We start from the raw sequence: 13786 nt of genomic DNA on the forward strand, positions 1-13786 counted from the left end.
CCATGAGTGAACATCCTGCCGTAACCCTGCTCCAAGAAAAACGCCTGCTGCCCGTCGCCGTCCTCGAAGACGTCGAATCGGGCCTGAAAACCGCTGCCGCTCTGCGTGAAGGTGGCCTGAACATGATCGAGGTCACCCTGCGTAACCCTGCCGCCAAGGAGGTTATCGCCGCCATCATTAAGGAATTTCCGGACATGGTCGTGGGCGCCGGTACGGTGCTGGACCCAGCCATGGTGCAGCCGCTGGCTGACATGGGCGTGCAGTTCTTTGTCGCTCCGGGCCTGAATGAGCAGGTCGTGGAGGCCGCCCACAAGGCTGGCTGCCCGATCACGCCGGGGGTTGTCACCCCGAGCGAAGTTGACCGCGGCATCCGTCTGGGCTGCAAGGTTCTGAAGTTCTTCCCGGCTGAGCCTGCCGGTGGCGCCAAGATGCTCAAGGCATTGACCGCGGCCTTTGGCCATACGGGCGTGAAGTTTATCCCTACCGGCGGTATCAACGCCGCCAAGGCCCCCGAGTACTGGGCGCTCAAGAGCGTGCTGGCCGTGGGTGGCTCGTGGTTTGTAGCCGGCGACCTGGTCAAGGCTGGCAAGTTCGACGAAATCGCCAGCATGACGAAGGAAGCGCTCGCGCTTGCAAAGGCTTAAGCCGTCAAATCCAATTTTTTACGAGAGCTTCCGGATGCGATCCGGAAGCTTTTTTTGTATCCCTGGCCTTCGGGCTTGCGCTGTTTTAGGTGATGGAGGATAAAAATACATACGGTCGCCCGGCGCGTATCCGTTACGCCAAGGCGCCGTGAAGATCGCCAAAATCTCACCTGTTTTATCACATGCGTAGTGCCTTTAATTTTATCCTGGGGCTAGTGGCTCTGGCTGCAGCTATTGTCGGTGGCTGGTTCTTCTACCAGATGAAAACTGAGGAAGCCTCGAAGAAGGCTCCTGAGGTCTCTGAGGCGGAATCCGGCTCTGCGCCTTCGGTCAGGGCTTTTGGTAATGGCCAGATGCCATCCATATCCAGTGACGAGACCGAGGATAAGCCTGCGAGCGAAGTCGCATCTATCACTGAGCCCGAGCCTCCAGCAGCCACCGAGGAGGAGGAAGAATACGATGGACCCCGCTGCCGCATCACGTATCCGGACCTGGGGGAGTATTTGCAGGGTAAACCGGTTGTCATCAGAAGCCAGAGACTGGACGATGCTACGCGCAGACTGATGGAGCGGCAGGTGCTGCTCTTTAAGAGTGTCATGGGCCTCGAAGATGAGGATAAAAAAGCCGAGTTGAATCGGCGCTTTATCGAGCTTTGTGCTGCGATCCCGGAGCCCGATGGTCGCGGGGGCTACAAATACGATTTAGGGGAGGATACCCTCTACGCCATCCCTGTGCGTGAGCAGTCTGATGCGCGGATGGTGCGCGACTTTCGCCTCCCCCTGCAGAACGGAAGCCTCGACACGATCGACTATATCGTAGCGACGCTACAGTCCAGAAATGACAAGTGGCAGGAAATCCTCGTGAAAACGGCGCCTTCAGGCTCGGGCAGTACAAGTGACGCCCGTTATCTTCAGTACGGGGCGAATCGTGCGTTTTTGAGGCGTATGCCGGGATATATCGAGCACTGGGTATCGCTTCAGGAGGACCTTAAAGCTTTTAGGGAGGACAGACTGGAGACCAGCGCGGCCAGAGCGCAGTGGGCTGCGTTTGAGGCTGATGGGCTGCCCCAGCTCAATGCCTACATCGAGACCGATGTGAAAGGGACCTGGGAGCTGGATGACAATGACATTATCGAAACAGGCCGGTGGGACCGTGACCGGACCTACCTCCAGCTCAATGTGGTCGGTCGGCTGATGTATTTCCCGCTTGATACAGGCTGGGACCCGGCGTTGGGCATTTCCATGCTTGATCCCGAGTAGGGCTGCCTGTGCTGCAGAGCCGTTCCGCTAGGCAGCGAGTCCTCTTGGGCGTGGCGGATGCGTGCGACGGAAGCGCTTGATCAGCTTGATCCCGAGCCACAGCACGATGCACAAGACAACGATCCCGATGAGCACCGGGATGACGATGGCAAGGATGGCCGTGAGCAGTGAGCTGCCAGCCTCGACGGTCGAAACGACGGGGTTGCCGATGCCACCGGTCGTGGCGGTCGAGGTGCCCCGTGTGAGCACGGTGCCTGCCTGGACGACTCCGGCCGGGGCTCCGCCCATGATGGCCGCGAGCGTCCACTTCAGGCCGGGATTGAGGTCGGGCAGGACAGCCGCCGAGATGACGGTACCTGCGATAAGCGCGGCAGGGGTGGAGATGCTGTCGAGGGCGTTGTCCACCCACGGGATGTAGTAGGCCGCGACCTCCGCGATGGTGGCAGTAGTCAGACCGACCAGAGCCGGCCAGCTGGAAAGCCATTGAAAGCTCTCACCCAGCTCGATCGCACCACTACGCCCGGCGATGCTGAGAACCAGCATGGGGATAAACACGCGGAAGCCAGCCGCGGCGCTCAGGCCAATACCTGCGATGACGGCTATGATGCCTGTGAGGGTCCCTGGTTCAATTTCGTTCATGGGCGTGCTGGGTTAGGCTTATTTCGGACTAAAGGATAACAGAATTAAGCCCGATGCCAAGCTCAGGGCCGGATTTATCGGAGGGGTGATGTCGGCGGCAGATGTTTTGCGAATGCAATGGGCTTGCGCCAAGGGGGCGTATTTCATAGCGAATGGGGCATGAGCAAACCTCAGGAGCACGCTGAGCACCTACTACGCCGCCTCAGCTGGGATGAGCTGGACCCGGCATGGCTGCGCCGTTTGATCGAAATGGCCCGTGACGAGGACCTCGACGGGGCTGGGCTGCGCAAGCCTGCCAACCCGGCGGGTGACGCGACCACGGACCTGCTCGCTGGTGACAAGCCGGGGACGGTGGAGCTGATCGCCCGCGAGCCCATGCGCGTCTGCGGGCTGCGACTGGTTCCGATGATACTGGAGGCCTACGGTAGCGGCTGCGATTGGAGCCCGATGGCTCGGGATGGTACGCCGCTGGATGAGGGGGCCCTGATCGGGCGGATATCCGGCCCTGTTGGCACGATCCTGCGGGCCGAGCGCGTGATGCTGAACTTCCTCCAGCGTCTCAGCGGTATCGCCACGACGACCGCACACTATGTCACTCTCTTGGGACAAAATGGTCCGCGTCTGCTCGACACCCGTAAGACCACACCGGGCTTTCGCATGCTCGAAAAGTACGCGGTGGCGGTGGGCGGTGGCTGGAACCATCGGCTGGGGCTCTTCGATCGCATCATGCTGAAGGATAATCACTTGGCGGCCAATGATTCCAGTGCCGGTGAGCGTCTCGCAGCGACCATTCGGCAGGCCAAGGAGACGCGCCCTGATCTCGCCGTCGAGGTCGAGGTCGACCATTTGGACCAGATCCCGCCGGTGCTGGAGGCTGGGGCCGACGTCATTCTGCTCGATAATTTCACCACGTCGGAGCTGAAGCAGGCCGTCAACCTGATCGGCGACAAGGCCTGGACGGAGGCAAGCGGAGGCATCAACGAAGCCAACGCCAAGTCCATCTCCTCGCTCGGGCTGGATTTTGCTTCCAGCGGGGCGGTCGTTCACCGCAGCCACTGGATGGATATCGGTCTGGATTGGAGCAGCCATGGGTGAGGTCTCCGATGCCGAGATACTGGCCGCCTTTCTGGCGGCTGACGGCGACTACGTGTCGGGATCATCCATCGCCGAGGATACTGGAGTCTCGCGGGCTGCGGTCTGGGGGCGTCTGGATCGGCTGCGGACCGAGGGCTTTTCTTTTGAGGCTGTCCGGAATAAAGGTTACCGACTGGAGACAATCCCAGAGGTTCTGCATCCTGCCTTGCTGGCTGCTCATCTTCTGCGGCTTGCCTGTCCGGCCAATCTGCACTTCCTGGCCGAGACGGATAGCACCAACTCCGAGGCCGAGCGCCTGCTGGCCCAGGGCGAGCATACGCCTTTTGTGGTTGTCGCGGGTAAGCAGACGGCTGGCCGTGGTCGGCGGGGGCGCGCCTGGTTCAGCGAAAATGCAGGCAACCTGACGCTCAGCCTGGCGCTGCGCCCACAGTTGCCGCCCGCCCGGATGCAGACGTTCACGCTCTGGATGGGGCTCTCTACCTGTATGGCGGTCAATGACTTGTGTGGCGTGTCACTCAAGGTTAAGTGGCCGAACGACCTGCACTGGGACGGGAAAAAGGTGGCTGGTATGCTGACCGAGGCCCGCTCGGACTCGGAGATGCTGCGGGATCTCGTCTTTGGAATCGGGCTCAATATTAACAGTGTCACCGATCAGTTTCCTGAGGAGGTGCGTCCCTTGGCCAGTTCTCTGCGTGAGGCGGCGGGCAAGGTGTTTGATTTAAACGCGACGGCTGCAAAAATCATCGTCGCTCTGCAAAAGGCCTGCGACGACTTTCTGGAGGATCGCTACCGGGAGACGTTTCGTGAGGAATGGCCGAAATTCGATGCCCTCGTCGGCCGCACCGTTACGGTTTCGCTGACGGATGGCGATATATCCGGCGAGTATCTGGGCATCGACGAGACCGGCACCTTGCGGCTGCGTCTGCCCGACGGTGTCGAGCAGCGTTTTGCGGCGGGGGATGTCACCTTGAGGAAACAAAAATGAAGGTTTTGTGCATTGATATCGGCAATACCCGGCTGCATCTGGGCAAAGTGGAGGGCAAGCGCGTGTCCGATACGGAGGATCTGCCCACCCGCGAGATCACCCGACACTTGCCTGAGCGCTTGAAGGCCGGTGGTTTTGATGGCGTGGCCTACTGCTCGGTCGTGCCCGCGGCTACCGCTGAGCTGGAGGCCTGTCTGAAGGCGGCGAATATCGCGCACGCAGTGCGGCTGGACCATGTGTGCTGCCCGGGGCTGACGATTTCCTACCCAAATCCGCCCGAGGTCGGTCCGGACCGCCTCGCTAATGGTATCGGCGCACAGGTCATTTGCGGTGCGCCAGCCATCGTGATCGACACCGGAACGGCTACGACTTTCGACCTGGTAACGCAGGGTGGGGGGTACATCGGGGGCATTATCGCGCCCGGTCCGGCGATGATGACCAAGTACTTACACGAAAAAACCGCCCTTTTGCCCGAGTTGAGCCTGGAGGAGCTGAAGGACCCCGGCAGGATTGGCCGCTCGACCCGCGACGCGATGAAGCTGGGCTGCGTGGTCGGCTACGGGGGGATGATTCAGGCGCTGCTTGAGCGCTCACGGGAGGAATTTGCGGAGCGCGGCGAGGAGCCACCGACTATTCTTGCCACGGGGGGCGGTACGGTTGTCTGGCACGGGCAGCTCACCGAAAAGATCGAGGTCGTCCCGTATTTGAGCCTGATTGGACTCGGTGAGGCCTATGTGCGGGCGACGAGCCAGCCGTAGGCGTGCCCGTGCGAGATAGCGTGTGATCAGCCGAGGGTCATATTCGGCTTTTTCTGGGGTTGCCAGCGGGGGAGTTCATGCCTCAAAGTGACGGAATAGGCCAAGTTGAGGCAGTGCCTCAGACTGGGTGAACCCTTTTGCCAGAAACGAGTCTAAACCACTATCCTTGGAATCAGAGCAACCAGCTATTGAAGTTCTCGATCTGACGAAGCGTTACGGCCCGCGCAAGGCTATTGACCGCATCAGTTTTGAGGTCGCACGCGGCCAGGTCGTCGGCTTTTTGGGGCCGAACGGCGCGGGCAAGAGCACGACCATGCGTATCCTGTGCGGGATCATGGGAGCCAGCTCGGGTATCGCGCGCGTCTGCGGCATCCCGGTGGCGAGCCAGTCAGGTGAGGTGAAAAAGCGCATCGGCTACATGCCCGAGTCCAATCCCCTGCCCGAGGATATGCGTGTGATCGAGTACCTGCGCTACCGCGCTCGCCTGAAGGAAATTCCCGGCCGCTTGATCCGTGACCGGGTCGAGGAGGCGATGGAGGTGTGTGAACTGCACCGCAAGCCCCGCCGTCGCCTGATCGGTACGCTCTCGAAGGGCTTCCGGCAGCGTGTGGGTATCGCCGACGCCATCCTGGCCAAGCCGGAGGTGATCGTGATGGACGAGCCGACCATCGGCCTGGACCCGCACCAGATACTGGGCATCCGTAGCCTGATCGACTCCCTGCGCGGTAACATGACCGTGATCCTTTCCAGCCATATCCTGCCCGAGATCGAAATCTGCTGCGACCGGGTGATCATTATCAATCAGGGGCGCGTGGTCGCCAACGGCACCTCGCAGAGCCTGCGCGAGCAGTTCCTGCCGCGTACCCGCTACCGCGTGCGCACGACGCTCGAAGCCGCCAAGATGCGTGAGCTGCTGCCGTCCGTGAGCCCTGAGCTGACGCTGGAGAACACCACCGAAAACGCGGGCATGTGCGAATACCTGATGGAGGCCCCCTCCCATCTGGATCTGACCGAAAACTTTATCGATGCGCTGCGAGCCCGACAGGGACGTATCCATGAGGTGGCCCGTTTGCAGCCTAACCTGGAGGACATCTTTATGTCCGCCACCAAACGCAGCTGGGACGAAACCCTGCCGGAAGACGGCAAGGACGGAGTCACTCCCCAGCCGGTTGAAGCGCCCTCCGCCTGATCCTGCACCGATGCGACACTTTCTGACTCTCTTTTCCCATGAGCTGCGCATGCTGTTGATTGCGCCGGCCACCTATGTGGCTTCGGTGCTGTTTCTGCTGCTGATGGGGTTGATCTATCTGCTCGTTCTCAACGAGGCGGGTGCCCGCGAGGCGGATCTGCCGCCCTCCGTGCTGTTCTTCCAGGTCTTCTGGATTCCGGTCTTTTTTATGGTACCGCTGCTGACGATGCGCTCCATCGCCGAGGAGCGCCGCCTGGGTACCCTTGAGACGCTCATGACCACCCCAGCCACCGCGATACAGGTCGTGTTGAGCAAATTCCTGGGGGCGTACGTCTTTTATCTCATGCTGTGGGGGCTGACGATTTGCTTCCCCTTTATCGTGGCTTACGGACTGCCGGGGACGGCCGACCGGGCCGTGGTGCTGGAGCTGGCCCCGATGCTCGGCGGCTACCTCTTTGTCGCCCTCAGCGGTGCACTCTACATCGCGCTGGGGATCTTTGCCAGTAGCCTGACCCGCAGCCAGCTTGTGGCGGGGATGCTGAGCTTCAGCATGCTTTTTATCATCATTATCAGCGGCCAGCTGCTCCTGCGCCTGCCGATTCAGGACTACTCCTGGATGACGTGGCTGGAGTCGCCGCTGGAGTATATCCGCACTTTTAAGCACCTGGAGGACTTTAGCCGCGGGGTGATCGATTCCCGGCCCTTCGTCCTCTACCTCAGTAACGCCGCCCTTCTGCTGGGCATCACCACGCTCGTCGTCGAATCCAAGGCCTGATCATGTCTCGAATGGAAGAGTTCAGCTACGCGCGCTGGGTCCTGCGGATCAACCGGCTGGTGCAGGTCATCCTGTTCATCTCGCTGGTAGCGGCCGTCAACTACATCGCCTCGCATAACTTTGAGCGTGTGGACCTGACGCGTAATAACCGTTACTCGCTTTCGGCCGAGACACTGGCCTATCTGGAACAGATTCAGCAGCCGGTGCGCATCATCGTGACGACGCCGCCGGAGTCTGCGCCGGAGGAGATGCGCTTTATCTTCCGCCAGGTCAGTCGCCTGCTGCGCGAGTACGAGCTGGAGAGCCGTACCAAGGGCGGCGAGTCGATGATCGACGTGGAGTACGTCAACGTCTACCGCCAAAGCGACAAAGCCGAGGAGCTGGTTAACAAGTTCGGGATCAGCCCCGATCAGGACAACGTGATCGTCGTGGCCAGCGGTGATCGCTATAAGCAGATTTTGCCCCTCGATATGTGGAAGACCGATGAGGGTGGGGTGAGCGCGTTTCAGGGCGAGCAGGCCTTTACCTCGGCCATCCTCGATGTGACCAACCAGAACGCCAAGACCATCTACCATCTGTTGGGTCATGGCGAAATGCGGGCTGACGATGTGGACCCGCTGCGTGGCTTCTCGCGCGTCTCCTACTACCTGCGACAGCGTAACTTCAAGCAGGAGCCGCTCGACCTGATGGAGGTGCCCAAGGTCCCCGAGGATGCTGGTCTGGTCATCATTGCCGGCCCCCAGACGCAACTCCTTCCGCCGGAGCAGGAGAAGCTGCGCCGCTACCTGACCGAGGACAATGGCCGCATGCTGGTCCTGCTTGAGCCGGGTAATCCGCACGGGCTCGACGATCTTTTTTATGACTGGGGCATCATGTCCGACGACATGATTGTGCTGGAGGCTTCGAACGAGTTTATCGCCTCCGAGGGAGACTCGCTGGTGGGTAACTTCACCGAGCACCCCGTGACGAAGATCCTCCGCGATAACAAGCTCAAGGTGCTGGTCGGGCTGAGCCGCCCGGTGCGCCCGGATCTTGGCGCTCCCATTGATAACAGCCTTGAAATTACGCCGCTGATGGCCTCTTCGCCGAACAGCTGGGCTGAGCGCGACTACCTGCGCAAGCCGCTCCAATACAACGAAGAGACGGACCTGGCAGGGCCGATCCCGCTGGCCATGGTCTCGGAGCGCTCGGCGGGCAGCCGCTTCGGGCTGAACATCCCCGGGGGCAAGCTCGTGGTCTTCGGTAATGCCGGTATGTTCAGCAACAACCGCTTCCCCGCCGCCGCCAACGAAACCCTTTTCCATAATCTCATCCACTGGATTCTCGATCAGGAGTCGCTCGTGAACATCGAGCCCCGCAAGCTGGAAAACTACAAGCTCAGCCTGAGCCGCCAGGACCTGATCGACACTGGGCTTCGTCTCTTGATACTACCCGGTGCCGTCGCTTTGCTCGGGGTCATGATCACCTTTATCCGCCGCCGCTAAACCTTTAAACGCCATGCGCCTCAAACTCACCATCGTTCTGGTCCTCCTCAACCTGGGGGCGTTTTATTGGATCTACGTTCTTGAGAAGCAGTCCGACCCGAAGGAGGCGTACCTGCACCAGACGGTTAACATCCTCTCCAACGCTTCAGGCGTGGACCAGATCCGCATCCAGGTAAAAACCGCCCAGCGGCAGGAGGAGCGCGTCATCGCTCGTACACGCACGGGCTGGGAGATTACCAGCCCCTACGTCTGGCCGGCGAACGACAACGCGATCCAGCGCATTTTGACCCAGTTGCAATTCCTGGAGAAAGAGGTCTCGATCCCGCTGGATGAGATCAAGCGCAGTGGGCAGACTCTGGCTGACTTCGGCCTGGAGGACCCCTCGATCGTCCTCAGCTACAAGATGGGAGAAAAGGAAGTCGAGCTGAAGATCGGCGCCCCCACCCAGCTGGGCAAGCGGGTCTATCTGCTGCCGCCAGGTGGCGATGCCGTGCTTGTCGTCAGCGACGAGCTGTTGAAGGCGATCACCATCGGACTGGCTGAGCTGCGCAGCGATCGCGTCTTTGATATTCCGCTCTTTGAGGTCCGCTCACTCACGATTGAGCAGGGCGAGCAGCGTTACCGTTTTGAAGAGAGTGGGGATAAGTGGTGGCTGGAGTCGCCTATCCGTGTGCGTGCTGATAACGACAAGGTCGATGCGGCCCTCGGCCAGCTCACCGCCTTGCGTTCGGTGCACATTGTGCGTGACTTGCCGAGCGGTGGTGAGGCCGCGCTCTTTGCCACGCCGTATATGCGCATCACGCTCGGGGGGAACAACCGCCGCCGCACGCTGCAGGTTGGCGCACCGGTGCCGAACGTCTTGGAGGGGGAAGCCCCGCAGCGCTACGCCCGCCTGGAGAACGACCCGGCCTCGGGGACGATTTTCACCGTGGAGCAAAAGCCGCTTGAGCGCCTGAGCGATCCGGCGGACCGCCTGCGCCAGCGCAAGTTCTTCGTCTTCAATCCGGCGGAGGTCAACGGCATCGAGATCACCGAGGACGGCAAAAGCCTGACCCTCCAGCGGCTTGAGAAGCGCCAGGCAGACGAGAAGGAAAGCTGGCAGATCTTCCGCAAGGAGGCCGGGGGCAAGATCGTCACCCAGCCTGCGGACACCGAGGTCATCGGGCAACTGCTGCAATCCCTGCGTGTGCTGGAGGCCAAATCCTTTGCCTCCGACGCTCCCTCCGGCAAGGACCTGGAGCAGTGGGGGCTGGCCGGGCCGAAAACCCGCCGCGTCACCCTGCGTGGGGGCACGGAGCAGACGCTCCTGCTCGGCGTGGACAAGGACAGCGACGGGCTCTACGCCAAGCTCGCTGCCGAACCTTTCGTTTATAAGGTCGGGAGCCTGATCCTTCAGCAGATCAACTCTGATCCCTTGACCTACCGTAGCCGCGTGCTGGACCAGAGTATGGCCGGCGCTCGTGTCGTCGGGCTCACCTTGACCGATCTCAACGGGGACAAGGAACTGTTCTCAGGCAAGATCGACACGCAGAAAGAGACCTGGACGACGTACTGGTCCTCTCTGCCTGAAAGCGAACGCGAAGCCGCCCTTAATCTGGTCGACCAGCTGGAGAACTTCCGTGTCAGCGAGTACGAAGACAAACCCTTTAAAGGGTGGCCGGACTCGACCTGGCGCTATCGCCTGAGCGTCGATTACTTCCTGCCCGGCAGCCAGGAGGGGGCTACGACACAGCGCGTGTACGACTTCAGCCCCCGTGAGCGGGCGAACTACCAGCTCGGTGGCTCTTCTGCCAACGGTCTGGCCTTCGTGCTGACGCAGCCGATGATCGACGCTCTCTTCACGCTGACCTTTGTGCAGGATGCGCCCAAGCTGCCATCGACGCCCGAGGGTGTCGAAAAGGCTGAGCCTCTCCCGCTGCCTCAGCAATCAGCGCCGTCTACCCAGACGTCTTCCTCATCCGCAGACGCCGCTCCCAAGAAGCCTGCGTCCTCGGATGGTGCTTCGAATTAAGCCTCTCCCAACCGCCATGTCCTCTCTCCTGAGCTATTCCTCCAAAAGCCCTGGGATGGTTCCCGCATCCGGCTGCTGCTGAGCGTGCTCTCCCTATTTATCCTATGAGCGCGCCTGGCCAGAAAACGGTACGTCCCTGGTGGAAACGTCTGCTGGGCTGGGTACACGTCCTGTTTAACCTGGGGCTGCTCGCGGCCCTGATCCTGCAGGGGGTGCTTTTATATCTGCTGTGGGAGGACGGCGAGCTGCCGATCCCCGACTTTGCGGTGCAGAAGCTCGAGCGTGCCGTTGCCGAGCAGGGGCTGGAGATCGACATCGCGCGCATGAAGTTCGACCTGCGGGGGATTCTCCTGCTGGAGGATATCAAGGTGAGCCTGCCCGGCTACCATGAGCCGGTGGCAGAGATCGACCTGATCATGGTAGACTTTCCGCCCTGGGCATTGCTGGACCGCAAGCTCCTGCCGAATGAGGTCTGGCTCTCGCGCTGTAACCTGTATTGCCCGTCAGTGCTCTCTCCGACGGGGACGCGTGAGCGGGTGGCTGAGGATATCTTTACCGAGGTGGCGATCCGCCACCAGCGTCTGGATCTGGACCGGCTCATCCTGAAAGTGGACGGCCTCGACATTCGGGCCGAGGGTTCGCTGCCGGTTACGATGATTCAGAAATTGACCGAAGGCCCCGCCATGGACGAAAAGGAGCGGGAGCGTCTCATGGCCGAGGGATACACAGCCTTTTGCCGCGCCTTGTTGGAGGCGCGCCCCTGGGTCGAGCGTTTCACCGATCCGCGTATCCAGCTCCAGCTTGGGGTGAGTGGTGAGCAGGCGTCGGTCATCGCCCAGTTCCAGGCCGAGTCGTTTAATCTCGGGCAGGGGGTCGAGGGCGAGCGCATCGTGGCCACGGCTCAGGCAGTGGGAGCAGGTGCCGATTCTTTCCGGTTAAAAAAAGCACGAGCCCGTGTCCAGCAACTGCACTGGGAGGACAAGGTCAGTGCTCGCTTCGCGGCGGTCGAGGCCGTTATCCCGAACAAGGGTATCCAGGCGCTGCCGACGGCCTGCCACTATGGCGCGGCCGGGGTGGAGGGGATGAATCTCTCCGCCGAGGTGGTTATCGGGCAGGTGAACTTCGCACAGATAAAAAAGCCCTCAGGTTGGATACACATCGACTCGGGGGCGAACTGGCTACTCGTCGAGGGGCGGGTCGATACCGAGCAGGAAACGGCGAACCTCTCAGTGGATGCCTGGTGGGACCCGCTGGACCTGCTCAAGATCAGCTTTCTGGAGGGAAAGTTTACCCATCCGCCGGATCTGGACTGCTCGGAGCGCCCGCGCTGGGGCGGGAGCGTGGTCCTGGACAAGGGCTACGAGTTTGACTCTGCCGAGGTTTATCTGGATTTCGGGAAAACCCGCTACGAGGCGCTGAATCTGCTGAGCGCTTTCGCAAAGGCGCGGATCACCCCGACACTGGTGTATGTGTCGCAGGCCGAGCTGACCACCGCACGCTACACAGTCAACGGCACCTATCGCGAGGAGCTGGACACGAAGCGCTACCGCTACCTGCTCAACGGTAATGTAGACCCGCTGGAGATTTCATTCCTCATCGATGCTGATTGGTGGGACCCGCTCTGGAAGGACTTCGATTTCCACGGCGTCATGCCGTACTCGAACATCGATATTCAGGGCACCTACGGTCAGGGCGACCTTGGCAAAACCTTCTTCGGGTATAACGAGTTGCTGGACTTTTCCTATCAGGGGGTCGAGGTAAATGCCTTTACCGCCATGCTGTGGCGCGAGCAGGCCCGGATCATCCTCTACGATATGGATGGGCAGAGCAACAGTGGCGACTTCAACGCCGCCATCCAGTTCTCCTATACCCCGGATGGTGAGACCCGGACCTCACTGGGATTTGCTGCTGCGACAACTCTGCCCCTGAAGGAGGCTGCTTCGCTGGCCGGAGACGAGGCGCTCAGCTACGTGGAAGATTTCAAGCTGTCTGCTGCTCCACGCCTGCAGGTGAACGGCTTGACGGTCGATGGGGTAGGGGGCAAGGACGATGAGCTCTTTCTCAAGATCATCGCCGATATGGATGACAGAGTGGTGTATGAGGGCTTCATTTTTGATCACCTGGCGTTCCACGGGATGAAGCAGCCCGACGTGCTCCAGCTGCGTAAAATCGCCTTTGGGATGGCTGGGGGTGAAGGCACGGGCCAGGCCGACGTGAAGCTGGTCGATGGCGGAGAGGGTAATGAAATGGCCCTCGGGCTGTCACTGCGGGGGGCTTCCTACGCAGACCTGCTAACCTCGGTGCCCATGCTCTCCACCCACTCAGAGACGGTTAAAAACAGTAAAACGGCTCAGCCTCCAACGACATCCTCGGAGAAAAAGGCCATGGAGCTGGCGAAGATCGACTTCGACCTCAATGCGCAGGGCACGACCGGTGATGTGAAAACTTTCCGCGGGCATGGGCAGATCGGCATCAGTAATGCCTTGCTCGGGCAGTTCCATATCTTTGGAGGTCTCTCGCGGGCGATCCAGGCCATTGGCCTGAATCTCGGCACGGTTGATTTTACCAAGGGGACGGCACCTTTTGTCCTCGGCAAGGGCTACGCACACTTCCCGGGCTTGACCATCTCTGGCCCGACGGCCCGCATCGACGCCAACGGCAACTTCAACCTCGATACCGGTGAGCTGGACTTTTACCTCTCGCTCTATCCGTTGGGGGGCGTCGACATCCCCCTGATATCCACCATTTTCTCGGCCATCAACCCGCTTACGGACGTGGTGGAGGCGCAGTTGACCGGTACAGCGAGCGAGCCCAAGTGGGCGGTTGATTTCCGCCCGTTGGGGATCATTACTGGCCAGAAGCAAGTGGACAATCCTACCGGAGAAACTCTCCCCAACAAGGGCCAGAGCGGCCAGTACATCATGGACGACTGAGTCGTCCGCGCGGG

11 protein-coding genes are annotated in these 13786 nt (G+C 60.8%); 10 read left to right on the forward strand and 1 reads right to left on the reverse strand.

The features are described 5' to 3' along the window. Positions 1-2: 2 nt before the first annotated feature. On the forward strand, positions 3-644 hold the full coding sequence (gene eda / locus K0V07_RS04780; protein ID WP_220623398.1) for a bifunctional 4-hydroxy-2-oxoglutarate aldolase/2-dehydro-3-deoxy-phosphogluconate aldolase: 642 nt from the start codon (positions 3-5) through the stop codon (positions 642-644). 182 nt (positions 645-826) lie between these two features. Beyond that, a complete protein-coding gene (locus K0V07_RS04785; RefSeq protein WP_220623399.1) occupies positions 827-1903 on the forward strand; it encodes a hypothetical protein in 1077 nt (358 codons plus the stop codon). A 27-nt stretch (positions 1904-1930) separates the two neighbouring features. Here the strand turns inward: K0V07_RS04785 and K0V07_RS04790 are convergent, their stop codons facing one another. Further along, positions 1931-2542, reverse strand: a complete 612-nt coding sequence (locus K0V07_RS04790) for a DUF4126 domain-containing protein (RefSeq protein ID WP_220623400.1) — start codon at positions 2540-2542, stop codon at positions 1931-1933. Positions 2543-2701: 159 nt separating this feature from the next. Between K0V07_RS04790 and nadC the strand changes: the two genes are divergently transcribed. The 8 genes from nadC (at position 2702) to K0V07_RS04830 (ending at position 13772) form a co-directional block, all read left to right on the forward strand. Continuing rightward, positions 2702-3637 carry a carboxylating nicotinate-nucleotide diphosphorylase gene (nadC, locus tag K0V07_RS04795; protein WP_220623401.1) on the forward strand — a complete coding sequence of 312 codons (936 nt, stop codon included), beginning with the start codon at positions 2702-2704 and terminating at the stop codon, positions 3635-3637. Next, positions 3630-4622 (forward strand): biotin--[acetyl-CoA-carboxylase] ligase, encoded by a 993-nt coding sequence (locus K0V07_RS04800; RefSeq protein WP_220623402.1) that lies wholly within the window; start codon positions 3630-3632, stop codon positions 4620-4622. The genes nadC and K0V07_RS04800 overlap by 8 nt, the downstream gene beginning before the upstream one ends. Continuing rightward, positions 4619-5380, forward strand: coding sequence for a type III pantothenate kinase (locus K0V07_RS04805; protein ID WP_220623403.1), 762 nt, complete (start codon positions 4619-4621; stop codon positions 5378-5380). The genes K0V07_RS04800 and K0V07_RS04805 overlap by 4 nt, the downstream gene beginning before the upstream one ends. A gap of 166 nt (positions 5381-5546) precedes the next feature. Beyond that, positions 5547-6569, forward strand: coding sequence for an ABC transporter ATP-binding protein (locus K0V07_RS04810; protein ID WP_220623404.1), 1023 nt, complete (start codon positions 5547-5549; stop codon positions 6567-6569). Between the two features lie 10 nt (positions 6570-6579). Continuing rightward, on the forward strand, positions 6580-7344 hold the full coding sequence (locus K0V07_RS04815) for an ABC transporter permease (protein ID WP_220623405.1): 765 nt from the start codon (positions 6580-6582) through the stop codon (positions 7342-7344). A 2-nt stretch (positions 7345-7346) separates the two neighbouring features. Beyond that, on the forward strand, positions 7347-8828 hold the full coding sequence (locus tag K0V07_RS04820) for a GldG family protein (RefSeq protein WP_220623406.1): 1482 nt from the start codon (positions 7347-7349) through the stop codon (positions 8826-8828). Positions 8829-8841: 13 nt separating this feature from the next. Beyond that, on the forward strand, positions 8842-10839 hold the full coding sequence (locus K0V07_RS04825) for a DUF4340 domain-containing protein (protein WP_220623407.1): 1998 nt from the start codon (positions 8842-8844) through the stop codon (positions 10837-10839). Between the two features lie 104 nt (positions 10840-10943). Further along, positions 10944-13772 carry an AsmA-like C-terminal region-containing protein gene (locus tag K0V07_RS04830; RefSeq protein WP_220623408.1) on the forward strand — a complete coding sequence of 943 codons (2829 nt, stop codon included), beginning with the start codon at positions 10944-10946 and terminating at the stop codon, positions 13770-13772. Positions 13773-13786 lie beyond the last annotated feature (14 nt).

This window comes from Ruficoccus sp. ZRK36 (assembly GCF_019603315.1).
Lineage (GTDB): Bacteria > Verrucomicrobiota > Verrucomicrobiia > Opitutales > Cerasicoccaceae > Ruficoccus.